This is a genomic window from Pseudoalteromonas sp. T1lg23B, assembly GCF_002964665.1.
In the GTDB taxonomy this organism is placed as follows: domain Bacteria; phylum Pseudomonadota; class Gammaproteobacteria; order Enterobacterales; family Alteromonadaceae; genus Pseudoalteromonas.
This window is the reverse complement of the sequence record NZ_PQBZ01000034.1, coordinates 82425-107739: the sequence shown is the minus strand read 5'-3', so window position 1 is coordinate 107739 and position 25315 is coordinate 82425. Positions and strand designations below refer to the sequence as shown.

Sequence of the window (25315 nt, the reverse complement as noted above, 5' to 3'; positions counted from 1 at the left end):
ACAAAATAAAAAAGCCTGCTCGTGCAGGCTTTTTTATTATTTAGATATGTTAAAACTGATATCGGTAAGACAGTGACACGTTACGCCCTCTAGCTTGGTATTCTCCAAAAGGTTGATTGCTCTTTTCGCCAAATGGAATAATAGCACTAGTGCTGTAATTTGAATCTAATGCGTTGTTCACATCCAGTGATAATGACATGTTGTCATTAAGTTGGTAATTAACAGCAGCCGATACTACCGTACTTGAGTCTTTATCGGACAATACTTCTACCGCCCCCCTACCATTTACTGACACTGACACACTCAAGTTCTGATTCGGATAATACACAAGAGAAGTCATGCTATACGTTCTGGGAACGAGTAAGTGCGATGGTGTTGTTTGTTGCTCAGCCTCGATTCGGGTTTGATTGCTAAACAAATGAGTAATAAACCCTTTTAACTGTACTTTAGCAAATAGCCTTAATTGCCAGTCAATTTCCACTCCTCTGGCAGAGTTGCTAGCAATATTATCTAAAAACACATTATCGCCATCTACACGAAAATCTATCAGGTCATCGATGTCGTTTCTAAACACACTGGTACTAATAGAAAAATCCTCACCTACGTATTGATGTACCAGCTCTAATGCCTTAAGCGTTGTTGGCTGTAGGTTTTGATTTCCAAAAGTTAAGCCACTTTCTTCGTCGTACAAGTCACCTAGTGATGGAACCCGATATGCCTCACCATAAATTACTTTAAAGGTATGCTGGTCATTGGGCGCATAGATTAACGCGGCTCGAGGATTAGTTCTATTCGCCACATCATTGTATGAGTCTCTGCGTAGCCCTATTGTTGAGCGCCAATTCTCGTTCCATATCGACTCCCATTGGACATACGCCATTTTAATACGACGTTCCTTATCTAAAATAATTCGCTGCTGTGGCTCGGTGAGTTCTACAACGTCACCAAAGTATTCAAGATCGCCAAAGATATTGTAATTACTTCGTAAATATCCACCTGGCACCTGAGAGCGAACCAACTCAAGACCCGATGAAACTCTATGATCATCAAATAATTGGTAACTGAAATCAACATTCGCACGGTAAGAGTCGTGAGTAAAATTTTCACCAAATAGAAAGTCGGCTGGTACAAAGGGACCCGTTCCTTGAAGTTCAAGCGCTGTGAGAGATTTGCGCTTTGCTTTTGAATACTCAAAACCGGTCTTGAGCATCCAGTCTTCATTTTGACTATTTTGATACTCTAGTCGAGATAACCAATGTTTAGTTTCCAGCTCCGCCGTTCCATCTCTCAAACGACGAAATAGGTAATGATTTTTTCGCTTTGAATTTAAATAGTGGTTTCTGAGCGTAAAACCTGCGAAAGAGATAAAAGCTTCAACTTGATTGGCCTGATGCGCGTCATTGGTAGTTGTTTGTAAGTTAAACCTATCAAATACGTTGCCTAAAGTATCACCATCATCCTCATAAAGGCGCGCATCAATACCAAATGATAGCTTCTCACCATGATAGCGATAACCACCATTGATTTCTCGCCTGTCAAAAGAACCAAGTGCAACTTCAATGTTATTTTCAATCTTAGTTACGATGTTAATTACACCATTGAAAGCATTTGAACCATATAAGGTTGACCCTGGTCCACGAATGACCTCAACTTTCTCGACGTTGTGTAAACTCACAAACCTGTCTATATAATTTATGCCGCCTGTGTAATCTTCATTCAACCGTTGACCGTTGATCAATACTAGCAGCGTGTTAGCGTACTTTTGGGGGTGCCCCCTTGTGATCAAGTAGGACTGGTTCCCTTCAACTGAGTTATACATTGAATAAAATCCGGGAATATGTGCAAATAACTCGCTCAGTGTTTCAATACCTAACTGTTGAATTTGCTGCTTCGAGAAATAACTTACTGTAGACGGTGTGTATCTAAGTTGAGTATCCGTCTTGGTTGCGATAGTCACGGAAACGTTTTGTAACTCTTCAAGTGACAAACCATATATATCTTCTTCTGCAACACAGTTAAGTACCGTCAACACACTCAACACAGAGATAAAATGAACGGCAGATGCATTAGTCATAGTCACATATCAAATTACTTTAAATTCATGTTTATAAGTTAGTTACATTATATTCATTTGTCACGCTAAACATTGTATCAGCAGGTTCTTTGTTGCTATGGCGGGGAGTGTTACAATTCGTAGCGTTACAATCAATCGGTGAAGAAATGAATAAAGCCCGTAAACAGTTCGATAAGAGTAATAAAACTAAGCCTGGGAGCAAGCTTCACAGAAAGCGCCCTGTCAAACCAGCTATACCTCCAGAACAAGTGAAAGTGATTTTGTTCAACAAACCCTATGACGTGTTATGTCAATTCACTGATGATGCTAACCGAGCAACGCTGGCCAATTACATTCAGGAAAAAAATGTCTATGCGGCTGGTCGCTTAGACAGAGACAGTGAAGGTTTATTGCTATTGACCAACTGTGGGAAGCTACAGCATAAATTAACCAATCCAAATCAGAAAACCACTAAAACTTACTGGGTGCAGGTTGAAGGCGTCCCTTCATTTGAGGCCATAAAAGCTCTCACTGACGGAGTGGAACTCAAAGATGGCATGACTCGACCCGCAACCGTCAAAGTGATCGATGAACCTGATATTTGGCCAAGAACTCCGCCAATTCGCGAACGTGCCAATATTCCCACAACATGGTTGAGTATTAGCATCAGTGAAGGGAAAAACCGTCAAGTGCGAAGAATGACAGCCCATGTTGGTCATCCAACTTTGCGACTAATTAGAGCGAAAATCGGAAAATACTCTCTTGAGGGGTTAAAAAATGGAGAATATAAGGTGCTAAGCGAGTATTGATAGAGATCTCGACTTTTAGCAGCGGGCTTTTGCGTGCTATAATCACGGCCTTTCCACATCAGGTAGATTTACAGCAAAAATTATGAGCGATAATAGTCACATTAAAGTCATCGTTGGCATGTCCGGCGGTGTAGATTCTTCTGTTTCAGCATATCTATTAAAAGAGCAAGGCTATCAGGTTGAAGGCCTGTTCATGAAAAACTGGGAAGAAGATGATAATGATGAATATTGCGCCGCCGCTGAAGACCTAAAAGATGCGCAAGCTGTCTGTGACAAACTAGGCATTGAACTTCATACAGTAAACTTCGCTGCTGAATATTGGGATAATGTATTCGAATACTTCCTAGCGGAGTACAAAGCAGGCCGCACGCCAAACCCCGATATCATGTGTAACAAAGAGATCAAGTTCAAAGCGTTTTTGGAGTTCGCTGCACAAGCCTTGGGTGCCGACTACATCGCTACGGGTCATTACGTACGTAGAGAAGAACGTGATGGTCAATTCGTGATGTGTCGAGGCCTTGACGATAACAAAGATCAAAGCTACTTCTTGTACACATTAAGCCACGAACATATCGCACAAACACTCTTCCCTGTTGGTGATATTGCTAAACCTGAAGTACGCCGTATCGCAGAAGAGCAAGACTTAATCACTCACGACAAAAAAGACAGCACTGGAATTTGTTTTATTGGTGAGCGCAAATTTAAAGACTTCCTACAAAAGTTTCTACCCGCACAACCTGGCAAGATAGAAGATACAGAAGGCAACGAGGTAGGTGAGCATGAAGGCCTTATGTATCACACCCTTGGTCAGCGCAAAGGTCTACTAATTGGTGGCATGAAAGAAGGCAATGGCGAACCTTGGTATGTTGTTGATAAAGACATTGAGCGTAACGTATTAGTTGTTGGACAAGGTAAAGATCACCCTCGTCTATTCAGCAACGGTCTGAATGCTAACCAGCTTCATTGGGTTGACCGAATTGGCCCCAAAGGAACTACACGCTGCACCGTAAAAACTCGATACCGTCAAACTGATATTCCATGTACTTTACTTGTCGGTGAAGACGGCATGGCGCGAGTGCTGTTTGATGAACCACAAAAAGCAGTAACGCCTGGCCAATCTGCCGTCTTCTACGCGAATGAAGTTTGTTTGGGCGGCGGCATTATTGACTCGGTGATTAAGTAATGACAGCAAGTTATGTAATGCCGCTTGCGGCAATGTGTCAAATAACAAATCTGGTTCAAAAGACAGCAAAGTTTGGCCAATTTAATGATCGCGAAGTAGAAAGTTTCTTGCAAAGTATTGTTAATTTAAGCCCAGATAAAACAGAAGACGTTTACCCAGATCACTTTGCGCTAAAGTCTGGGTATCGCACCTTGATTGCACAACTAACCCCGCAGGGTGAAAAAGACGTAGAAATGGTGAAATATGTGGGTAGTTTAATGCAGTTGGAAAGAGCCTTATCCAGTAATAAAAAAGCGCTCGATATGCTTGCTAAACGCCTAAAAGATGTTGAGCGCCAGTTGCAACATTTTAGTCTATGTGACGACACTATCATTGCTGCATTTGCTGATATTTATAGTGAAGTGATTAGCCCTCTTGGACAAAAGATCCAAGTATTTGGTCAACCTGAATTGTTAAAGCAAACTGCGATTCAGCAAAGAGTTAGAGCGCTACTACTTGCGGGTATTCGTAGTGCAGTGCTTTGGCGCCAATTAGGTGGTAAACGCCGCCAATTTTTCTTTGGTAAGAAGAAAATTATCGCCCAAGCACAAAAAAGTATTTAAAAAATCGTTCAAAACCAATTAGTTTAGGAGAAATTATGGAGCTTTCAGCGTTAACCGCTATCTCTCCAGTGGATGGTCGCTACGGCAGTAAAACTACCGAATTACGTGGCATCTTCAGTGAGTTTGGCTTAATTAAGTACCGTGTCACTGTTGAAGTACGTTGGTTACAAGCACTCGCCCAAGCCCCAGGCATTGCTGAGGTACCTGCATTTAGCGATGAAGCTAACGCGTTATTAGACAGCATAGTTGATAACTTTAGTGAAGCCGACGCTGCACGGGTAAAAGAGATAGAACGCACTACAAACCATGATGTTAAGGCTGTTGAATACCTATTAAAAGAAAAGGTTGCTGACAATGCTGAACTCAATGCTATTAATGAGTTTATTCATTTCGCTTGTACGTCTGAGGACATTAATAACCTATCTCACGGTTTAATGCTAAGCGAAGCGCGTGATAAAGTATTATTACCTTATTGTGATGAGTTACTTGCGGCAATTAAAGCAAAAGCGTTTGAGTACCGCTCTGTAGCAATGATGACACGTACACATGGTCAACCTGCTTCTCCTTCAACTATGGGTAAAGAGTTTGCCAACGTGTATGTTCGTCTACAACGTCAGCGTGAACAAATTGCTCAAGTAGGTATTCTTGGTAAAATTAACGGTGCTGTTGGTAACTATAACGCACACCTAAGTGCTTACCCTGATTATGACTGGCACGCACACGCTGAACAATTTGTAACAAGCCTTGGCTTAACGTGGAATGCATTTACCACACAAATCGAGCCACATGATTACATTGCAGAATTATTTGATGCGATCGCTCGTTTCAACACCATCCTAATTGATTTTGATCGTGATGTTTGGGGTTATATTGCACTTAATCACTTCAAACAAAAAACCGTAGCTGGTGAGATTGGCTCATCCACTATGCCACATAAAGTGAACCCTATCGATTTTGAAAACTCAGAGGGTAACTTGGGTCTAGCAAATGCTATTTTTGCTCACCTCGCTCAGAAACTACCAGTTTCACGCTGGCAACGCGACTTGACAGATTCAACTGTTCTGCGCAATTTAGGTGTCGGTATGGGTTATGCTCTAATCGCTTATCAGGCCACCCTTAAAGGTGTCAGTAAACTTGAAGTCAACGCAGATAAGTTACTTGAAGAACTTGATCAAAACTGGGAACTCTTAGCTGAGCCAATTCAAACCGTAATGCGTAAATACGGTATTGAAAAGCCTTATGAAAAGCTTAAAGAACTGACTCGTGGTAAACGCGTAAATCAAACTATCATGGCTGAATTTATTGATGGTTTAGAACTACCTGAAGATGTAAAAGCTCAGATGAAACTAATGACTCCAGCGAACTATATTGGTCGTGCTGAAGCTTTTATTGACGAGCTAGTATAACTTATAAGCAAATTAAGCTATAAAGCGAAAGAAGCATTTCTTTCGCTTTTTTTATGGAAAAATTATGTACAAATTGAGTATTAATAACCTGACCACAGCGCAGTTTTTATCACAGTACTGGCAAAAGCAGCCTTTACTAATCAAATCTGGCTTCAGCAACTTTATTGACCCCATAGAGCCAGAAGAACTTGCTGGATTAGCGATGGAGGACAGCATTGAATCTCGTTTGATAACTAACCATAATGATGACTGGCAAGCACACCATGGACCCTTTGCTGACTTTGCTCTATTAACCCCTGAAAATAGTACTCTTTTAGTGCAAGCTGTTGATCACTGGCACCCTGAAGCAGCTCAGTTATTAACACCATTCAGATTTATCCCAAACTGGCGCATTGATGACTTAATGGTGAGTTATTCGACCCCAGGCGGAGGTGTTGGACCACATTTAGACCAGTATGATGTGTTCATTATTCAAGGCCAAGGGAAAAGGCACTGGCGAGTAGGCTTGCCTGATCAGAATTTAAAGCAGTTTGCTCAGAATAAATCTCTACTACAAGTAGAGCCTTTTGAAGCAGTTATTGACACCATATTAGAACCAGGTGACATCCTATACATTCCACCTGGCTGTCCTCATGAGGGATATGCGGTAGAAAATGCGCTAAACTACTCAGTTGGCTTCAGAGCGCCCGACCAAAAAGATTTGATATCGAGCTTTGCAGATTATCTTATCGATCATGAGCTAGGTAATACACGTTACAGTGACCCAGACTTACACATTGCAACGTCTATTGGCCAAATAAGCGAAACTGAAATTGCTAATATACGTCAACTCATGCAAAACGTCCTTTCTGATAATGATACTTTCAGACACTGGTTTGGAACCATGATTAGCCAACCTAAACATGACATGGACTTAGCCCCACTAGAGAACCCTTTGAACATAGATGACTTGAAAAACTACCTAGAAACTGGAGAAGTCATTGTCCGTGCTGGTGGCGTGCGTTCAATATATCAAGTTTTAAGTGACACTATATTACTAAGCGTTAATGGAGAGAGCCATACTTTACCACTGGAAGTTCTAGACAGTGTAAAGCTGTTAACCGATCTAGACGAATTTACAGTATCACAAATTAAAGATTCATTTAGTTGTTTGGAATTTATGAAAACCTTAACTAAACTGATTAGTGAGGGAACGTATTACTTACAAGAAGACGATGAGTTTGAATAGCTCTACTAGGGCGTTCGAACTGTGACTGTTGCCAAGTTGGTTTAGGTTTTTATTTATTACGTGCAACCACTCGCACTGTAGTTAAATAACAGCAAAAATAGGCACTTAATGACTTGGTAACCTGCGCAAATACATTGTGTATTCGGTGGAGGAATCATGAGTTACCACGTTGACAAGGTCAGTTGGCTTCAGAAAAAGGCGCTACTAAAGCAAATTCGTGAGCGAGTGTTTGTGTACGAGCTTCACATACCTAAGGAAGTTGAATTTGACTCTTTAGACGCATTATCAGAACACGTCATCATTCATAGTGAGGAGAATGAAGCGGTAGGCACAGGTCGGCTAAGCCCTGATGGTTTAATTAGTAGAATAGCCGTCATCCAATCTCATCGTAACAGAGAAGCATATACGTCACTTTTGAACTTTCTTGTTCTACTGGCAAGCGAGAAAGGTTTAGACACAATTTATGTTAACTGTATTCTTGATGAAGTGCCTAACTTTGTAGAAAGCGGCTTTTTAAAACAGGGTTGTGTGTTTATGGAGGCAGGGATCCCAAGACAAAAGCTCAGGTGCCCTATCTCCTCATTTAACACCGAACCATTTACGATGCTTCATTAGCCCAAAGTTGCTCTTTATCAGCGATTTCATATAATCCATGGGCTCTATCAACAAGTAGGTTAGCGAACTTCACTTGTGTTTGATCGTGGCTGCTGGTAGCCAAAATATCATCTGCTTTCAACTGCCAACGATATGAGAAGTACTTAATCGCTTCTCGAGCTGTCTTCGCTGCACTCGCTTCCATATGATCTGTGGGTAATCGACCGGTTATCACCCAATAGTTTTTTCCATTTTGCGCCTTCATTTTCCAAATTGCACAAAGTGGTGCTAAAAAGCGACTTTCAGTATCAAATACCGTACTCGGGATAATACCTTTCTCAGCTAAGTGCTTTTGCGCGTTTTGAAAACACTCTCTTTGCCATTGTCTTTCTAATTCTTCAATTTGCTGTGTCGTTAACTGTTGTTCGCTCATGACCTACTTCTTATCTAAGCTTCAATTGTGACTGTAATGTACGGGTTTACGAACTCGCTTGCAAGTATCAACAAAGTGAGCCGGACCATATCGCGAGCGCCATACTTACTAACACACTTGTTAGTTATTCCCCAGCACTTGTGCAGGATCGGTTTTAGTAGCCTGCCATGCAGGATAAACACTTGCGAGAATTGCCAACAGAAGCGTCACCGTCAGAGTAATAAATATATCTGACCAAATTAGCTTGGACGGCAAGAACTCGACAAAATACACGCCTGCGAGTGGGTTACTTTCAGGGCTGGAATAAATCGCATTAAACAAATCCGGCAGATTGATCGCCATTAGCACACCAAAAAGCGTGCCAATGAAAGCACCGATTGTGGCGTACGTCACACCTTGCAAAGCAAATGTTGCGAATATCGTACTGTCTTTTGCTCCCATGGTTTTCAAAATCGCGATATTAGCTTGCTTGTCTTTCACCTCCATCACCATAGATGAAACTATGTTAAAGCTCGCCACCGCAATAATTAGAAAAACAACTAAAAATACAATTGTTCTAACCATTTGAATATCTTGATATAAGCTACCTTGAGTTCTAAACCAACTGTTCACATATACTAGGTCTGGAATATTCTGTCCTGCATTCATCGCTATATCATGAGCATTGAATACATCATTCACTTTTGCACGAAGGCCGGTAACTTGGTCTTTATCCAAGCCTAATGTTTGCTGTAGTGCACTTATATGTGTCAGGGTCAGAGTTTCGTCAATAGGTCCCCCCATATTGATCGTCGCAACGACTTGTAGAGTCAATCTTTTTGGTGCTGCAAGCGGCTGCTCTGAGTGCTGATTGGCAATCAACAGCGTAACTTTATCACCGGGTTGAACATCTAACGAGCGCGCTATTTTGGCGCCCAAAATCACTTCATTGCTAGCTAATTGTGATATGGCTTTGCCCTGAATGTAACGCCCGACGTCGGAAACCTTATGATGTAAATGTGGCACCACTGCTTTGAGCTGTGATGCCTTGAGCTTCCCCTTATGCTGCACCATAGCCGTTAAATTGATCTCTGGTGTTGCTGCCACTATATTTGGATGCGCCTCTAGCGTCTCAATTTTCTTAGGCCAGTTTGATATTGGATCATATGGTGCTTGTAGCTAACATGTGGAACAACCGCAAGTAGACGCTCTTCTAACTGCTGCTCAAAACCATTAATTACCGACAGAGCAACTATCAAAACGGTCACGCCTAACATGACCCCTAATGTCGACGCTTTGCTCAATAAGCTGACGATTCCTGTTCGCCTTTTGGCTTGGCGAAAACGTTTACTCAAAAAAGCACTAAGCATGACTAACCTCTGCAATCACCCCATCATCAAGTTGAACGCTACGGCCTAGTTTTTCAGCTAGCTCTAAATCATGGGTGACTACCACAAAACTGGTATTCAGTTGCTGATTAAGCTCAGCAAGTAATTCATAAATGTTGATAGCATTATGCTTATCTAAATTACCAGTTGGTTCGTCGGCCAACACTAACGCAGGTTTGGTCACAAGTGCTCGTGCTATGGCCACACGCTGACGTTCACCGCCAGATAACTCTGATGGTTTATGAGATGCGCGCTTTTCAAGCCCAACACGTTGTAACATTGCATGCGCTTCTGGTTCTGCTTGTTTGGCACTCATCCCTCGAATAAGAAGCGGCATTGCGACATTTTCTAATGCTGTAAACTCCATCAAGAGATGATGAAACTGATAAATAAAGCCCATATGTTGGTTGCGAAACTCAGCCTGTTTTGCGCGAGATAACTTCGCAACTTCCACGCCTTTGATATTCACAGTTCCTGAAGAAGCGGTATCTAATGTACCTAGGATATGAAGCAAGGTACTTTTTCCAGAGCCTGAACTACCGACGATAGCGAGCATCTCACCCTGTTTAATTTTAAGATCAACGCCCTTTAACACTTCAACCTGTGTCTTTCCATCTTGGTAAGATTTACCCAACTTTTTACAATCAATAACTAAATCATTCATATCTTAATACCTCAGCAGGTAATACACTTGCTGCTTTCTTCGCAGGATAAAGCGTTGCAATAAAACTCAATGCGATACTTACCAACGTCATCATTAGCAAACCTGATGTTGAAAAAACAACTGGCAAACTGGCGCCCCCCAACAGAGAAAGCCCAGTAAATTCCAAAATCTCATTAATATTGTTGGCCACAACTAATCCGAAAAACACCCCAATTCCTGTGCCTATCAGGCCATTGTATAGACCTTGAATCATAAAAACTCGACCAATCATAGTCGGCGTAAAACCAAGAGTCTGTAAAATGGCCACCTCTCCTTGCTTTTCTCGAACCATCATTGAAAGTGCCGAGAGTATATTAAAAATAGCAACAATGACGATTAGACCGAGTAGTAGAGACATAATGCGCTTTTCCATCGCCACAGCGGCAAACAAAGTACCTTGTTGAGACTGCCAATCATCCACAACGTATTGCTTTTTGAGGTTAGGCATTTCCTCATAAAACTCTGACAGTGAAAATGCATCATGTAATGTGATACTCACATCATATTGAGTGCTGTCAGAACGGCGCATTAATCTAGCTAAGCTTTGCCCATCTGCGAACGCTAAACTTGTATCCGCTTCACTATTAGAGTCATAAATTGCGGCTACACGAAAAAGTCGCTGCATTGGTACACGACCAAGCGGGGTATAACTTGTTACATCTGGCATAATCACGCGGATCTCTTCCCCTACTCCAACAGAGAGTTTGCTCGCCAGATAACGGCTAATCATCAGTTGATACTTTTGGGAGACAAAACGTTCACTAGAACCATTATATATATAGTGTTCCACAGGATTTTCGTAGTTCTCAAAAACACCTTGAAGTCGCACGCCAACCAACTCTTTATTGGTCTGTAAAATGACATCAGAAGTTAGGTAAGGCTGAACACGTTTTACTTGTTGTTTTGTCTTCAATTCAGCCATTAGAGACTGGCTATGTAACTGTGAATTTGCCGTTTGCTTCACTTGAACATGGGGGATCAAATCAAGCATAGCGGTTTTCAAGGTTTGCTCAAAACCATTCATCACAGAGCTAACCGTGATCAATGACATTAATCCTAAAGAGATCCCTGCAATAGAAAAAAACGATATAAATGAAATAAATGCGTTACCTTTGGCAGCCGTAGCATACCTTAAGCCAACGAACAGGCTGACTGGCTGAAACATACTTTACTTTGATTATGTTTGAGGTTAATGCACCGCATACTACCACAAACTCATCGGCCTTTGGTACGTCACAAATTGTAAAAAAATATTGGATATCCAATAGTTAAACGAGCTTTTTAGTGTAAAATGCCTGAAATCTCACGGCATGGAAGTTTTATGTTGTCTTTATCTAGATTTAAGCACATGAATTTAAAAGGGGATTTATTCGGTGGTGTCACTACCGCGATTATATCCCTCCCATTAGCTCTCGCCTTTGGTGTGGCTTCCGGCGCTGGTGCCGAAGCAGGTATGTGGGGCGCAATACTCGTTGGCCTCTTCGCTGCTTTATTTGGTGGCTCTACCTCCCTGATCTCAGAACCAACAGGTCCGATGACGGTCATTATGACCGCAGTTTTAACTACCATGATGGCCAAATACCCTGAAACCGGGATGGCCATGGGCTTCACCGTTGTCATGATGGCGGGCGCCTTTCAAATCCTACTAGGTACACTAAAACTCGGTAAGTATGTCACACTGATGCCCTATAGCGTAATTTCCGGCTTTATGTCTGGAATTGGGGTAATCTTGATCATCCTACAAATTGCGCCACTGCTTGGTCATAAAGCGCCTCCTGGTGGCGTTATTGGCACGTTGTCAATGCTACCTGAGTTGATAATGAGCCTGCACTTTTCAGAGTTACTCTTAGGCGTGTTAACACTAGGAATACTATTCTATTTACCTGAAAAATACCGCCAATATGTCCCTGCCCAATTGGTTGCGCTAATCGCTGTCACTTTGTTTTCAATCATCTTTTTTGACACCGATAGCATTCGAAGAATAGGTGAAATCCCCAGTGGATTACCTGAAATTGTCTACCCCACCTTTGGTGCTGAAGTGTTTACCGAAATGGTCATTGATGCCTTAATTTTGGGCACATTAGGCTGTATCGACACACTCCTTACCGCCGTAATTGGTGATAGTTTAACCCGTACCGAGCACAATTCAGATAAAGAACTCAGAGGCCAAGGTATCGCAAATATGATATCCGGCTTATTTGGTGCGTTGCCTGGAGCAGGCGCTACAATGGGGACCGTAGTCAACATTCAAGTCGGTGCTCGCTCTCCAGCTGCTGGAATTATCAGAGCACTGATTTTAATGGCAGTCGTATTTGTTGCAGGTAGCCTGACTGAACCAATCCCAATGGCTGTTTTGGCGGGTATCGCCGTTTATGTTGGCTTTAATATTCTGGACTGGAGCTTTATTCAGCGTGCCCACAAACTAAGTCTGATGCAGATGGCCATCATGTATGGAGTCATGCTACTGACTGTATTCGTTGATTTGATGGTCGCAGTTGGATTGGGTGTATTTATCTCGAATATCATCGTGATAGAACGATTAAGTCAGGTGCAAGCTGAGCAAGTAAAAGCGATTAGTGATAGTGACGATGATGTTCCGATGAACAAACATGAGCGTGAACTCTTCAATCAAGCACAAGGTCAGTTGCTCTATTTTTACTTGTCCGGTCCTATGATTTTCAGTGTTTCAAAAGCCATTGCCAGACAACACCGAGATATTGCTAAATATAAAGCAATGGTACTCGATTTAAGTGATGTGCCAATGTTAGATGTCACGGTAAGTTTAGCCCTTGAAAACGCCATTATTGATGCCTTAGATGCACACTGTGAGGTATTTATCTATTCACCAAACCCACAAACCAGTGAGCAATTGCATCGTTTCAATATTAATGAGCGACTAGGTGGCAACGCCTTCTGTCGCAGTCGTGAAGAGGCGCTCAATTGTGCTCTTGCAACGATGCAGCCGATTGAGCAAACTGCTCAGCAAGATGGTCAAGTAACAAACGTAAACTCGTAGGCATATATTGTCTGGGCGGATATAGCGCCCAGACACCTTCTGGTTCAGGCCTAAAATGAGATAACACTTCCACCAGCTTTTGCTCGTTAACAGCTTCTTGAACGTAATAATGTGGCAACTGAACTAGCCCAATTCCCTTACATGCAGCATCAAGCAAAGACCAGCCACTGTTACATGTCAAATTACCATGAATAGTAATATTACGCTCTTTACCACCATCTAAAAAACGCCAAGTTCTGCTGTTCCCGATTAAACAATTGTGCTGAGTTAATTCACTTAGACTATTTGGCTGTCCATGGTTAGCGAGATAATCGGGCGCAGCACACACAAGGGTATTTCGCCATGAGAGTCTACGGGCTTTTAAGCTAGAGTCTTTTAAGTTACCCAGTCGAATAGCCACATCTATACCCATAGCGACTATGTCTAACTGCTCATTACTTAAAACCATTTCAACACTGACTTTAGGGTATTTGCGCATGAAGTCGCTGACCATGGGCATAATATAGTGCTCACCATACATAACTGGTGCAGTGAGTTTTAGTATGCCAGATGGCTGTTGGTCTCTTTGTCGTAATGCCAAGGTCGCATCATCATAGGCATGCTGTAGGTGCCTCGCATGAGTGAGAAATACTTTACCTTCTTGAGTCAGCGTAAGGGTTCGTGTAGTTCGAGTAAGGAGTTGGTGATTTAGCTGCTGCTCCAACTCTTTAACTCTTCGACTGATCTGTGCCACCGAAGTATTTAGTTTTTTCGCAGCCTGCGTGAAAGTACCTAATGTGGCGACAGCAACAAATTCATCAATACCGGTCCATCTATCCATTATTACAAATACGTAAAAGTGTTTTATATATATTGATATTATCAAAAATAATAAACTAATTATACTTAGGTATCTTTTACGGAAAATGAGAACGAAGAATGTCTGAATTTATTAAATCAAAAGCAGCAATTGCATGGGGTCCAGGTCAACCACTGAGTATCGAAGAAGTGGATGTAATGTTGCCAAAAGCAGGCGAAGTATTGGTTAAAATCACCGCAACCGGCGTTTGTCACACCGATGCGTTTACACTATCGGGTGATGACCCTGAAGGTGTATTCCCAGCGATCCTTGGCCATGAAGGTGCAGGGGTTGTCGAGGCTGTTGGTGAAGGTGTCACCAGTGTATCGGTGGGCGATCATGTTATACCTTTATATACGCCTGAGTGCGGTGAGTGTAAATTCTGTAAATCAGGCAAAACCAACTTATGTCAGAAAATTCGAGAAACTCAAGGTAAAGGTTTGATGCCGGATGGTACAACACGCTTTTACAAAAACGGAGAACCTATTTACCACTATATGGGCACATCAACTTTCTCTGAATACACAGTGCTACCGGAGATTTCTCTGGCGAAAGTTAACCCTGATGCACCGCTAGAAGAAATCTGTTTACTCGGCTGTGGTGTCACCACCGGTATGGGCGCGGTAATGAACACTGCAAAAGTACAAGCTGGTGACACAGTCGCTATCTTTGGTTTAGGCGGAATTGGTCTATCAGCCATCATTGGTGCCACTATGGCAGGTGCCAGTCGCATCATAGGAGTTGATATCAACGAAAGTAAGTTTGCGCTAGCAACCAAACTTGGCGCTACCGACGTGATTAATCCAAAAGATTATGATAAGCCCATCCAAGAGGTGATCGTTGAAATGACGGATGGCGGTGTAGATTTCTCTTTTGAATGTATAGGTAACGTAGATGTGATGCGCTCAGCACTGGAATGCTGTCACAAAGGCTGGGGAGAATCAGTCATCATCGGTGTCGCCGGAGCAGGTCAAGAGATCAGCACTCGCCCATTCCAACTCGTAACGGGACGCGTCTGGCGCGGAAGTGCTTTTGGTGGCGTGAAAGGTCGCTCTGAACTCCCTGAAATCGTCGAACGATACATGGCAGGTGAGTTTAAGCTAGATGACTTCATTACCCATACCATGACTTTGGAAAACATCAACGACGCATTTGACCTAATGCATCAAGGCAAGAGCATTCGCTCAGTTGTACATTATAAATAAGGACAGTTATATGGAATTAGTCGCCAGCAATAAAGTGGTTGGCGGCTGGCATAAACGATATCGCCATGCCAGCAAAACCACCCACTGTGACATGACGTTCGCTATTTTCCTGCCCGAAGCAGTCAACACAGGTACCAAAGTGCCCGTTTTATACTGGTTATCTGGGCTGACCTGTACCGATGAAAATTTCATGCAAAAAGCGGGCGCTTTTAAGCTTGCCAATGAGCTAGGAATCGCCATCGTCGCACCAGACACTAGCCCAAGAGGCGATGATGTGGCGGACGATTCTAAAGGCAGCTATGATTTTGGGCTCGGCGCTGGATTTTACGTCAATGCAACCATGCCGCCATACAAGGCGCATTATCAAATGTATGACTATATAACCCTTGAGCTCCCTGAACTTATTCGAGACCATTTCCCCGTCACAACACAGCAAGCCATCAGTGGTCACTCTATGGGGGGACATGGGGCATTGGTCATTGGGTTACGTAATTCGCAAAAGTATTCTAGTATCTCGGCATTTAGTCCAATCTGTCACCCGATACAGTGTCCTTGGGGCATTAAGGCATTCACGGGGTATCTAGGCATTGATACGAAACAATGGCAACAATATGATGCGACCGCTCTAATGTTAAATCAGCAATTTGATACGCAAATTCCGATACTCATTGACCAAGGAGATGGTGATAATTTTTTAGAAGAGCAGTTACAGCCTTGGCACCTACAAAAGGCAGCAGAGCAAATCAACTACCCGTTCACTTTAAATATGCGTGAAGGCTACGATCATAGCTACTTTTTCATTAGCAGCTTTATTGATGAACACTTACGGTTTCACGCTAAGCACTTTTAACCCATAAAGGGAGTAAAGATGATTTTTTTGCTCCCAATATCCGCAAGTATCAGAATAGATGCGAATACATTGTATCTGCACTTAAATGTGAATCCCTCCTGACTTATGATTGCAAATTAGCGTCTCGTCTCCCACAATAAGATTAATTTTCGTTTTATAACAAGGCAAGCCATGGAAGTTGAACATCAGGAAATTGCCAAGTTCTTGGAAGCTTACCCTCCCTTTTCCGATCTCCCCATCGACGCTTTAAACACGCTAGCAAGCAACGTTGAGGTTAGTTACTATCGTTCAGACAGCGAGATATTTAAATACGGCCAGCTCATCACTTACCTGTACGTTGTCAGATCAGGGGCGGTAGAATTATCACGTCGCTCAGGCGAGCTATATCACCGAATTTCCTCGGGAGGTATTTTCGGTCATAGAGGCTTGTTGATGAATCGCAAAGTTCGCTTTGATGCAAGTACGCTAGAAGACACTCTGTTGTATTGTATTCCCGTCGATATTTTTGATGAATTCTGTAATGAGTTCGAATTCTTTGCCGACTACTTTGAGGCCGACGACAACGCTCACTTGAAAATGACCGTCTCTAAACACGCAGACAGCAACGATATGACTACAGCGAAAGTCACAAAGCTCATCTTACGAGATGTCGTCTATGTTGAGCGCAACAGTACGGTACAACAGGCAGCGCAAATGATGGCTAAAGAGCAAGTATCTTCGCTATTGATCTATGATCCTGCGAAACCGCTAACGGAAGACCCCGAAGAAGATGATGGCCAAGTCGTGGGGTTGATAAGTGATAAGGACTTGCGTAATCAGGTCGTCGCACAAGGCTTGCCCTACGATACACCAGTGAGTGACATCATGACCACGGATGTGGTGATTATTGACTCAAATGCCTATGTTTTCGAAGCCATGATGTTGATGCTTAGAGACAGCGTGCATCATTTACCGATAGTTCACAAGCGTAAACCTATTGGTATGCTGACACTCTCTGACATTTTACGTTATGAATCACAAAGTAGTTTATTGTTTGTGCAAGGACTGATGGAACAGCAAAGTGTAGAAGATCTTGCAAACTACTCTAAGCACCTAAGCGCCATATTTACTCGCATGGTTAACGAGGATGCTAACTCACATATGATAGGTTCTGCCATGTCGGTGATAGGGAAAACATTCAAGCATAAACTGCTAGAGTTAGCTGAAATTAAACTCGGCCCTCCACCTATTCCCTATTGTTTTATTGCTTTAGGTTCTATGGCCAGAGATGAGCAACTTATCGTTACCGATCAAGATAATGCTCTAATATTGGACAACAGCTATAAACCAGATCAACACAGCGCCTACTTTGAGAAACTCGCCAAATTTGTCTGTGATGGGCTCGCTAATTGTGGCTACAAATATTGTGATGGCGGGATCATGGCGAGTAATCCCGCTTGGCGATTGACCTATGACCAATGGCAAAGCCAGTTTAATGATTGGATAGAAAATCCAAAACCAGAGGCGCTACTCAACAGCTCCATATTCTTTGACCTTGAAGGTGTTTGGGGTGAGCTTAAATGGGCCGAAAAACTTACGGCATTTATCAGCAAAAAAGCACAAAATACGCCAAATTTTTTAGCCGCTATGGCCTATAACGCACTGAGGAGAACCCCGCCCTTGGGATTCTTTAATGGTTTCGTACTCGAACAAGATGGTCAGCATAAGCGTTCAATGAATATCAAGCGTCGCGGAACAGCACCACTATCTGACTTGGTACGAGTACACGCTTTGGCTGTTGGCTCAAGAAAACAAAACTCATTTGAAAGATTAGATGACATTAACGAGGCAAACATCCTACCTAAAGGAAAAGTACAAGATCTACGGGCCGCCTTGGAATACATTGCAATTATGCGAATTAGACACCAATCATGGCAAATTGAGCAAGGTGAAAAGCCCGACAATAGTCTTCCCCCAGAAACACTCTCTGAGTTTGAACAACGTAACCTTAAAGAAGCTTTTGGTGTATTAGACAAAGCGCAAAGCTTTTTAAAGTTTAGATATCAAAATAAAGCCAAGATGAAATAAAACGGTACTGAATGATAGGAAACAGATGAGTTAATTATGCAAGGAAAAATTATATCATGGCAAAGCCGTTTTCAGCGCTTGGCTGACATTTCCAAAGATCCTCGACTTAGCAATTTTTACCGCCAAGGTGTGCCAGACCCATTTGGTACACTCGAAGAGTGTGAGCTTGTCGCTCTTGACTTTGAGACCACGGGATTAGATCCCAACAAAGACGACATCGTGAGTGTCGGTATTGTACCATTTGATCTGAGACGAATTCGTTGCGCACAAGCCAAACATTGGCTGGTAAAACCATGCAGCCCCTTAGCTGAAGAGTCCGTAATATTACATCGCATTACCCACTCTCAAATTGAGCAAGCTCCCGATTTGAATGAAGTTTTGGAAGATATATTAGCTGCACTGCAAGGTAAAATCATTGTGGTGCATTATCAATTCATAGAAAAAAACTTTTTCTATGCCGCGTTAATGGCTAGGTTAGGAGAAGGGATAGAATTTCCGGTTATTGATACCATGAATATCGAAAAGGCTGCCATTAACAAACATCGGAGTTGGCTGGATAGATTGACCTCTAAGCCGATTCCTTCCCTGCGTTTAGCTGATTGCAGAAAGCGCTATGGGCTCCCCTACTACCAGCCTCATCATGCTTTGTCTGATGCTTTAGCCACAGCTGAGTTATTACAAGCGCAATCACAGTATTGTCTAGCACCAACGAAAATGATCAAAGATCTATGGAGCTAACCCCATCCACCTGACGATAAAAAGGCGAAACCTCCGTTTCGCCTTTTTATTACTTTTAAAACGAATCAATAACTGCCTTTAGGCTCTGTTCTTAATCCTAAGAGCAAGCTCACACACATTAGCAGCAGCACAAAGGTAAATGGCAAACCAGTGGACACAGCCCCCGCTTGCAACGCTTCGATTGCTTCTGTACCACCAATCCAAAGCAATGCTGCCGCTATTGCGCCTTCTAAACTGGCCCAAAAGATGCGCTGTGGTACAGGCGCGTCTATTTTACCGCCCGCAGTAATGCTATCGATAACTAGTGAGCCAGAGTCAGAAGAGGTAATGAAAAACACCAACACCAACACGATGGCAATGACTGACAACACATTACTTAAAGGTAAATTTTCAAACATTTGAAACATGGCTAACGGTACTTTTGTGAGCCCTTCGGTGCCCAATGCACCAATGCCATTTTTAACCTGATCAATCGCAATGCCACCATAAATAGACATCCAAATTACAGTCACCAAAGTTGGTATAAAGAGCACTGCCGTAATGAATTCTCGGATTGTACGGCCTTCTGATACCCGCGCAATGAACATGCCCACAAACGGTGACCAAGAGATCCACCACGCCCAATAAAACACAGTCCAACCTTGTAGCCAGGCTTCATCTTCACGACCATGAGGGTTACTTAGAGGAATGATATTCTCTACATATGCCATCAATGTAGTGGGAATATTACCCAACGCTATCGCAAAACCAATGATGCCAACAAAAGCAAGCAATACAAAGGCAATAACCATGTTGGTGTTACTGAGTACTTTAACGCCCCCATCAATACCTCGCACCACCGAAATAATCGCCAGCAAGGTAACACCAACAATCACACCAATTTCTAAACCTAAGCCAACTTCTAAACCGAATACGTGCTCAATGCCCGCCCCCGCTTGTTGGGCACCTAATCCAAGTGAAGTTGCCAACCCAAACAACGTCGCCAACACCGCAAGAATATCAATTATATGGCCTGGCCAACCCCAAGCTCGGTCCCCTAAAATTGGATAGAAAATTGAACGAATAGAAAGTGGAAGACCCTTATTGTATGCAAAAAATGCTAGTGATAAGGCGACAACTGCATAGATTGCCCACGGGTGTAATCCCCAATGGTACATAGTGGCTCCCATGGCCATTCTGGCGGCTTCGGGTGTATTGGCAGTAACATTAAGAGGCGTCTCATACCAACCCGTGTAATAAGCGACAGGTTCGGCTACGCCCCAAAACATCAAACCAATCCCCATTCCCGCCGCAAACAACATGGCCAGCCAAGAGAGCCTTGAGTAACTTGGCTTAGCATTCGCGCCGCCAAGGCGTATTCTACCAAATGGGGAGACAACCAATGCGAAACAGAAAATTACAAACAAGTTACCCGACCACATAAACAGTGCGTCAAAGGTGCCAATAATATTCCATTTAACGCCGTCTAAGGTGGACTTAGCTACGTCAGAATCGACCAGTAAAACGGCGATTAAGAATGCTAGAATCAACCCTGCACTGACGCCAAAAACAGGATTATGCACGTCAAATCCCCACTTTTGGACATTATCCTGTCCAACCGTGTAGTCGGTATTATCAATGCTATACTTATCGTGGTGATTACCCATGATACCCTCTTGATTTTCATCTTGATACGACACCAAGCTCGGTGATGTTTAACGCATCTCACAACTTCTATATAAAGTAATTATGAGTTTCGTCAGCTCTCTAAGAAGCCGTAAGTAGTTCAGTTGCACCCTATAAATGAAGTTAATTCTGATAAAATATCAGGACCTAACCGCTAGGGTTTGTACAAAATACCAGACACCTATGTAAGCTTAGCCCAATCTTTCATCTGCGGGTCTAACAAGTACATGCCGCTGCGCTCAAAAAGATGGCCTACTATCATTTCTGTATGGCGTTCTGAACTAAGTGGTATATGATGGGTTTATGTTAGTTACAGCGACAATATAATGCCTTGAATATTGTAATTAAGATAAACCAACCAAACTGTCTATAAATCTGTTTGTTATTTCAGCTTGATAATCAGTCAATACAACTTGCAACCACTCTTCTTACAGACCCCTTTTAGTTTAGGGCTTCATACACAAAAGTAAATGGCACCTGAATTTTTATTTGAAAATCAGCGCTTTCACAGCTGTAAACAAGCCAAGGTTATGCCCTTACTGCCCAAATCGTATCCAAAAGTGACTCACTAAAGATCTTTGGAGAAGATGTGGCTCCTCAGTATGATTTTTAGATCTGATAGCCATCAAGGTGATATTTTTAGTATAAAAAATAGAGGGGAAATAGAAAGGAAAGCTAAGTAAGAATGTGTTTTTAACACAATTAACACATAATAAAACCTTGACGAAAAGTGCTAAATCTTAACCTAATAAAAACTTTATATTTGAAAATAAACAGAAAGAAAAAGAAGAGATAAGCGCTAAAACACTTCTCTCTTTTAAGACTATGACATCCTGTCAATCTGGCTCACAAAATGCAGTCCACAAGCTTGTACCGTTTAAACTTGCACCAGCAATATTATGAGTCATTTCTTTTGGCAGTTGTTTTTCTTTTGTAGATAAAGATTTTACCGCCTTCTTTTTAAGTTGTAATTTCATGGTATTTCCTTTTTTAACAAAACCAAGGTAAAAATAATTTAAATTACCCGTACAATCCACCTGTAATAACTAACAGTAAATAAAAAAGAAATTATTAGAAACAATAAAAGGTTCAGCGTAACAACAATGAACAACCCCCACCAAGATGCAGGTTATATCGAAATAGACTTTCACGTAAATATACGATGTTTCCACACCCATAAAGCATCAAGCCTTGTAAAGTTTATTGCGTTATCATATTGGCCGCCATTAACACCAGTAATCCAGCAAAGATTTTTTTTAATATCGGAATCGGTAAATAATGTGTCGATTTAGCTCCCAAAGGGGCAGTAAACCAAGAAGTGCAAACAATACCAAATAAAGCAGGTAAATATACAAACCCTGCAAAACCGTCTTTTAAAGTGTAATAGGCGCTACCTGAGGTGATATATCCTACCGAGCCAAATAGCGCAATGACAATGCCACATGCCGATGCACAGCCGATGGCTTTTTTCATATCAACAGAGAAAAACGTCAATAGTGGCACCAACAGCGCTCCGCCACCAATACCTATCATGGCTGACAGCCCGCCAGTGAGCGAGGTAAAAATCGTTAAGATACCTTTATTTGGAATTTTTCGCTCTGTCGAAGGTTCACTTTTACTGCTTGAAAACATCTTGATCGCAATCGCCACCACACTAATAGCAAACACTAGGCGAACAATATTTTCAGGCAATAATGCCGCCAAAAAACCACTGATCAGGGCCCCAACGGCAACACCAGCCATAATCCAAGGGGCTATATTCCATGGTATATTGCCATTTTTGTGATGCGCGATAGCCGAAGATGTAGAGGTAAACAAAATGGATGCTAAGGATGTGGCAATAGCAGCAATGACCACTTGTTCAGCGGGTACAACAGCGAAATGGAGTAAAATACCACTCAATACTGGTACAATAACCAACCCCCCTCCAATACCTAACAACCCAGCTAAAAAACCTACACCACTGCCGAGGATTGCGCAGTAAAAGATCAAGACTATTAATTCACTCATCCCATTTATCTCTTATTATTGGTTAGCACCTATCAACCTCACACTATAAGCGAGCCTAAAGCCAATTATTGAAACTGCTAACTATCGTTCTTTTTTTACATGGCTGGCGAGTATATCAACATAACTGATAACGATTGACACTTTGATCCAATATAACCCCTGAATAATTCTCATGATTTAAATGAAACAAACTCAACTTGGACACATAGACATCTAGAAACCTAGATTTCCAATGTAATAATTATTCCCTTTCTATGTTCTGTAAGCAAAGTCCGTTGATCGTTCCGCTAAATCATGAATGTGATTCAAGTTTTATGTGAAATAAAACCGTTTTTCTTCATTCAACAATCCACGTATAAATTTCCCATCTCCTAACACTGAATACGATTACGGCTTCTGTGAACAAAGATTAGGAATAGCTCAAACAACGCGACAATGACTGATTGAGATAACTGAACGAACATTGGATAACAGCGAATCATGAATAACGATTTTACATTTACGATTAAAAGTATCTGTCTGGATGAGAACTATCACCCTTCTGACAATACCCGTATCACAACTAACTTTGCCAATTTAGCCCGTGGTGAGAGCCGGCAACAAAACCTGCGCAACGCTTTAAAGATGATTGATAATCGCTTTAACGCATTAGCGAATTGGGACAACCCCAAAGGTGATCGCTACTCTATTGAGCTCGAAATTATTTCCGTCGATTTAGACATTGTAGGCAGTGGTGAAACATTCCCATCAATTGAAGTATTGAAAACCAACATTATTGATCATAAGACCAACGAACGTATTGAAGGGATTGTAGGTAATAATTTTTCTTCCTATGTACGTGATTATGATTTTAGCGTGTTACTGCTTGAGCACAATAAAGGTAAACCACAGTTTAGTGTACCTGAGAACTTTGGTGACTTGCATGGAAAGATTTTCAAATCTTTCATAAATTCATCAACATATAAAAATCACTTTGGAAAGCTTCCGGTAATATGTCTAAGTGTGTCTGACAATAAAATTTATCATCGCAGCGAAAATCAACACCCCGTGTTGGGTTTCGAGTATCAGCCAAATGATTCATCTCTGACTGAACAGTATTTTAAAAAAATGGGCTTACAAGTGCGTTACTTTATGCCACCCAATAGCGTTGCACCTTTGGCCTTTTACTTCTTTGGTGATCTACTCAATGACTACACAAACCTTGAGTTGATCAGCACTATTGCCACGATGGAAACATTTCAAAAAATATATCGACCTGAAATATATAATGCTAATGCGGTTGCAGGAAAACACTATCAACCTAACTTAGCAAATTCGGATCATTCCATCACGCAAATTGTGTATGACCGAGCTGAACGCAGCAGATTGGCTGTTGAACAAGGTAAATTTACGCAAGAATTTTTTATTAAACCTTATCAAAATGTCCTTGAGCAGTTTTCTGCTAATTGTGCTTTATAATCAACGGGAATGTACCAGATTTCATTATGAAAATACTTTTACCTACATCAACAGCAGGCAGTTTGCCCAAACCTGCTTGGCTTGCAGAGCCAGAAACGCTTTGGTCACCTTGGAAGCTCAAAGGCAACGAACTCATTGATGGAAAACACGATGCGTTGCGAGTCGCATTGCAAGAACAACAACTGGCAGGCATTGATATTGTCAGTGATGGTGAACAGACACGTCAGCACTTTGTAACCACGTTTATCGAACACCTTGACGGTGTTGATTTTGCAACCCGCAAAACCGTTACAATCCGTGATCGTTATGAAGCCAGTGTACCCACTGTGATTGGCCCCGTATCCCGTCAAAAGCCTGTTTTTGTTGAAGATGCTAAGTTCTTGCGGAAACAGACTTCTCAGCCAATTAAATGGGCATTACCTGGCCCAATGACTATGGTCGATACCTTGTATGATGCTCACTACAAAAGTCGCGAAAAACTTGCTTGGGAGTTTGCAAAAATTCTCAATCAAGAAGCCAAAGAATTGGAGGCCGCTGGTGTCGATATCATCCAGTTTGACGAACCCGCTTTTAATGTGTTCTTTGATGAAGTAAATGACTGGGGGATTGCTGCACTAGAGCGTGCCATCGAGGGACTCACATGTGAAACCGCAGTACATATTTGTTATGGCTATGGGATCAAAGCTAATACTGATTGGAAAAAGACTTTAGGGTCTGAGTGGCGACAATATGAAGAGGTATTTCCAAAACTAAAAAAATCAAACATCGATATTATTTCGCTGGAATGCCATAACTCCCAAGTACCAATCGAGCTACTTGAACTTATTCGTGGCAAAAAAGTGATGGTCGGTGCCATTGATGTGGCAAGTGATACGATTGAGACTGCAGATGAAGTCGCCAACACGCTTAGGAAAGCGCTTGAATTTGTTGACGCTGACAAACTATACCCTTGCACTAACTGTGGTATGGCGCCTTTGCCCCGTGCAGTTGCCAGTGCCAAGCTCAACGCATTAAGTGAAGGGGCCAACATTGTCCGTCAAGAGCTTTTGGTGCGCGAAGCGTCAAAGGTTAGCAATCTTTGATTGGTATC

The 25315-nt window shown here is 42.1% G+C and carries 21 protein-coding genes and 1 pseudogene; 13 read left to right on the top strand and 9 right to left on the bottom strand.

The genetic code is table 11. The annotated features are described in order from the left end of the window. Positions 1-49 precede the first annotated feature (49 nt). Positions 50-2074, bottom strand: a complete 2025-nt coding sequence (locus C2M32_RS09020; protein ID WP_105168118.1) for a TonB-dependent receptor plug domain-containing protein — start codon at positions 2072-2074, stop codon at positions 50-52. Between the two features lie 146 nt (positions 2075-2220). Between C2M32_RS09020 and C2M32_RS09015 the strand changes: the two genes are divergently transcribed. From C2M32_RS09015 to C2M32_RS08990, 6 genes are all read left to right on the top strand, one after another. Beyond that, positions 2221-2862, top strand: a complete 642-nt coding sequence (locus tag C2M32_RS09015) for a pseudouridine synthase (protein ID WP_105169265.1) — start codon at positions 2221-2223, stop codon at positions 2860-2862. 82 nt (positions 2863-2944) lie between these two features. Continuing rightward, on the top strand, positions 2945-4045 hold the full coding sequence (gene mnmA, locus C2M32_RS09010; RefSeq protein WP_105168117.1) for a tRNA 2-thiouridine(34) synthase MnmA: 1101 nt from the start codon (positions 2945-2947) through the stop codon (positions 4043-4045). Beyond that, positions 4045-4647, top strand: a complete 603-nt coding sequence (hflD, locus tag C2M32_RS09005; RefSeq protein WP_105168116.1) for a high frequency lysogenization protein HflD — start codon at positions 4045-4047, stop codon at positions 4645-4647. Before mnmA ends, hflD begins: the two co-directional genes overlap by 1 nt. Positions 4648-4682: 35 nt before the next feature. Further along, on the top strand, positions 4683-6053 hold the full coding sequence (gene purB / locus C2M32_RS09000) for an adenylosuccinate lyase (protein ID WP_105168115.1): 1371 nt from the start codon (positions 4683-4685) through the stop codon (positions 6051-6053). A 64-nt stretch (positions 6054-6117) separates the two neighbouring features. Further along, entirely contained in the window at positions 6118-7281 is a 1164-nt protein-coding gene (locus C2M32_RS08995; protein ID WP_105168114.1) for a ribosomal protein uL16 3-hydroxylase, read from the top strand. A 156-nt stretch (positions 7282-7437) separates the two neighbouring features. Then, positions 7438-7896, top strand: a complete 459-nt coding sequence (locus tag C2M32_RS08990; protein ID WP_105168113.1) for a GNAT family N-acetyltransferase — start codon at positions 7438-7440, stop codon at positions 7894-7896. On the opposite strand, the gene C2M32_RS08985 is transcribed toward C2M32_RS08990, so the two are convergent. From C2M32_RS08985 to C2M32_RS08970, 4 genes and pseudogenes are all read right to left on the bottom strand, one after another. After that, the gene (locus C2M32_RS08985; RefSeq protein ID WP_105168112.1) at positions 7880-8308 is read right to left on the bottom strand and encodes a DUF4826 family protein; all 429 of its coding nucleotides are present in this window, start codon (positions 8306-8308) and stop codon (positions 7880-7882) included. The two genes, C2M32_RS08990 and C2M32_RS08985, sit on opposite strands and share 17 nt — an antisense overlap. Before the next feature lie 120 nt (positions 8309-8428). Further along, a pseudogene (locus C2M32_RS08980) lies at positions 8429-9657 on the bottom strand (lipoprotein-releasing ABC transporter permease subunit). Next, the gene (lolD, locus tag C2M32_RS08975; protein WP_105168111.1) at positions 9650-10339 is read right to left on the bottom strand and encodes a lipoprotein-releasing ABC transporter ATP-binding protein LolD; all 690 of its coding nucleotides are present in this window, start codon (positions 10337-10339) and stop codon (positions 9650-9652) included. The pseudogene C2M32_RS08980 and the gene lolD overlap by 8 nt, the downstream one beginning before the upstream one ends. Beyond that, positions 10332-11543, bottom strand: a complete 1212-nt coding sequence (locus tag C2M32_RS08970) for a lipoprotein-releasing ABC transporter permease subunit (RefSeq protein ID WP_105168110.1) — start codon at positions 11541-11543, stop codon at positions 10332-10334. Before C2M32_RS08970 ends, lolD begins: the two co-directional genes overlap by 8 nt. A gap of 156 nt (positions 11544-11699) precedes the next feature. Between C2M32_RS08970 and C2M32_RS08965 the strand changes: the two genes are divergently transcribed. Continuing rightward, positions 11700-13394, top strand: coding sequence for a SulP family inorganic anion transporter (locus C2M32_RS08965; RefSeq protein WP_105168109.1), 1695 nt, complete (start codon positions 11700-11702; stop codon positions 13392-13394). Here the strand turns inward: C2M32_RS08965 and C2M32_RS08960 are convergent. Next, the gene (locus tag C2M32_RS08960) at positions 13315-14214 is read right to left on the bottom strand and encodes a LysR substrate-binding domain-containing protein (protein WP_105168108.1); all 900 of its coding nucleotides are present in this window, start codon (positions 14212-14214) and stop codon (positions 13315-13317) included. The two genes, C2M32_RS08965 and C2M32_RS08960, sit on opposite strands and share 80 nt — an antisense overlap. A gap of 98 nt (positions 14215-14312) precedes the next feature. On the opposite strand from C2M32_RS08960, the gene C2M32_RS08955 reads away from it, so the two are divergent. The 4 genes from C2M32_RS08955 to C2M32_RS08940 all read left to right on the top strand — a co-directional run bounded on the left by C2M32_RS08955 (position 14313) and on the right by C2M32_RS08940 (position 19092). After that, the gene (locus C2M32_RS08955; protein ID WP_105168107.1) at positions 14313-15437 is read left to right on the top strand and encodes an S-(hydroxymethyl)glutathione dehydrogenase/class III alcohol dehydrogenase; all 1125 of its coding nucleotides are present in this window, start codon (positions 14313-14315) and stop codon (positions 15435-15437) included. A 10-nt stretch (positions 15438-15447) separates the two neighbouring features. After that, positions 15448-16287, top strand: coding sequence for an S-formylglutathione hydrolase (gene fghA / locus C2M32_RS08950; protein ID WP_105168106.1), 840 nt, complete (start codon positions 15448-15450; stop codon positions 16285-16287). Between the two features lie 171 nt (positions 16288-16458). Further along, positions 16459-18354, top strand: a complete 1896-nt coding sequence (locus C2M32_RS08945) for a DUF294 nucleotidyltransferase-like domain-containing protein (protein ID WP_105168105.1) — start codon at positions 16459-16461, stop codon at positions 18352-18354. Between the two features lie 36 nt (positions 18355-18390). Then, positions 18391-19092, top strand: coding sequence for a 3'-5' exonuclease (locus C2M32_RS08940; RefSeq protein WP_105168104.1), 702 nt, complete (start codon positions 18391-18393; stop codon positions 19090-19092). 65 nt (positions 19093-19157) lie between these two features. Here C2M32_RS08940 and C2M32_RS08935 read toward each other — a convergent pair whose 3' ends face one another. From C2M32_RS08935 to C2M32_RS08930, 3 genes are all read right to left on the bottom strand, one after another. After that, positions 19158-20738 (bottom strand): BCCT family transporter, encoded by a 1581-nt coding sequence (locus tag C2M32_RS08935; protein WP_105168103.1) that lies wholly within the window; start codon positions 20736-20738, stop codon positions 19158-19160. 855 nt (positions 20739-21593) lie between these two features. Further along, entirely contained in the window at positions 21594-21734 is a 141-nt protein-coding gene (locus tag C2M32_RS20510; RefSeq protein WP_158678184.1) for a hypothetical protein, read from the bottom strand. 223 nt (positions 21735-21957) lie between these two features. Beyond that, entirely contained in the window at positions 21958-22767 is an 810-nt protein-coding gene (locus C2M32_RS08930; RefSeq protein ID WP_105168102.1) for a sulfite exporter TauE/SafE family protein, read from the bottom strand. Positions 22768-23247: 480 nt separating this feature from the next. Here C2M32_RS08930 and C2M32_RS08925 point away from each other — a divergent pair, with 480 nt between their 5' ends. Together C2M32_RS08925 and C2M32_RS08920 are read left to right on the top strand one after the other, a co-directional pair. Then, positions 23248-24225, top strand: coding sequence for a DUF1852 domain-containing protein (locus C2M32_RS08925; RefSeq protein WP_105168101.1), 978 nt, complete (start codon positions 23248-23250; stop codon positions 24223-24225). Between the two features lie 26 nt (positions 24226-24251). After that, complete coding sequence (locus C2M32_RS08920; RefSeq protein ID WP_105168100.1) at positions 24252-25307, top strand: methionine synthase; 1056 nt, start codon at positions 24252-24254, stop codon at positions 25305-25307. The last annotated feature ends 8 nt before the right edge of the window (positions 25308-25315 follow it).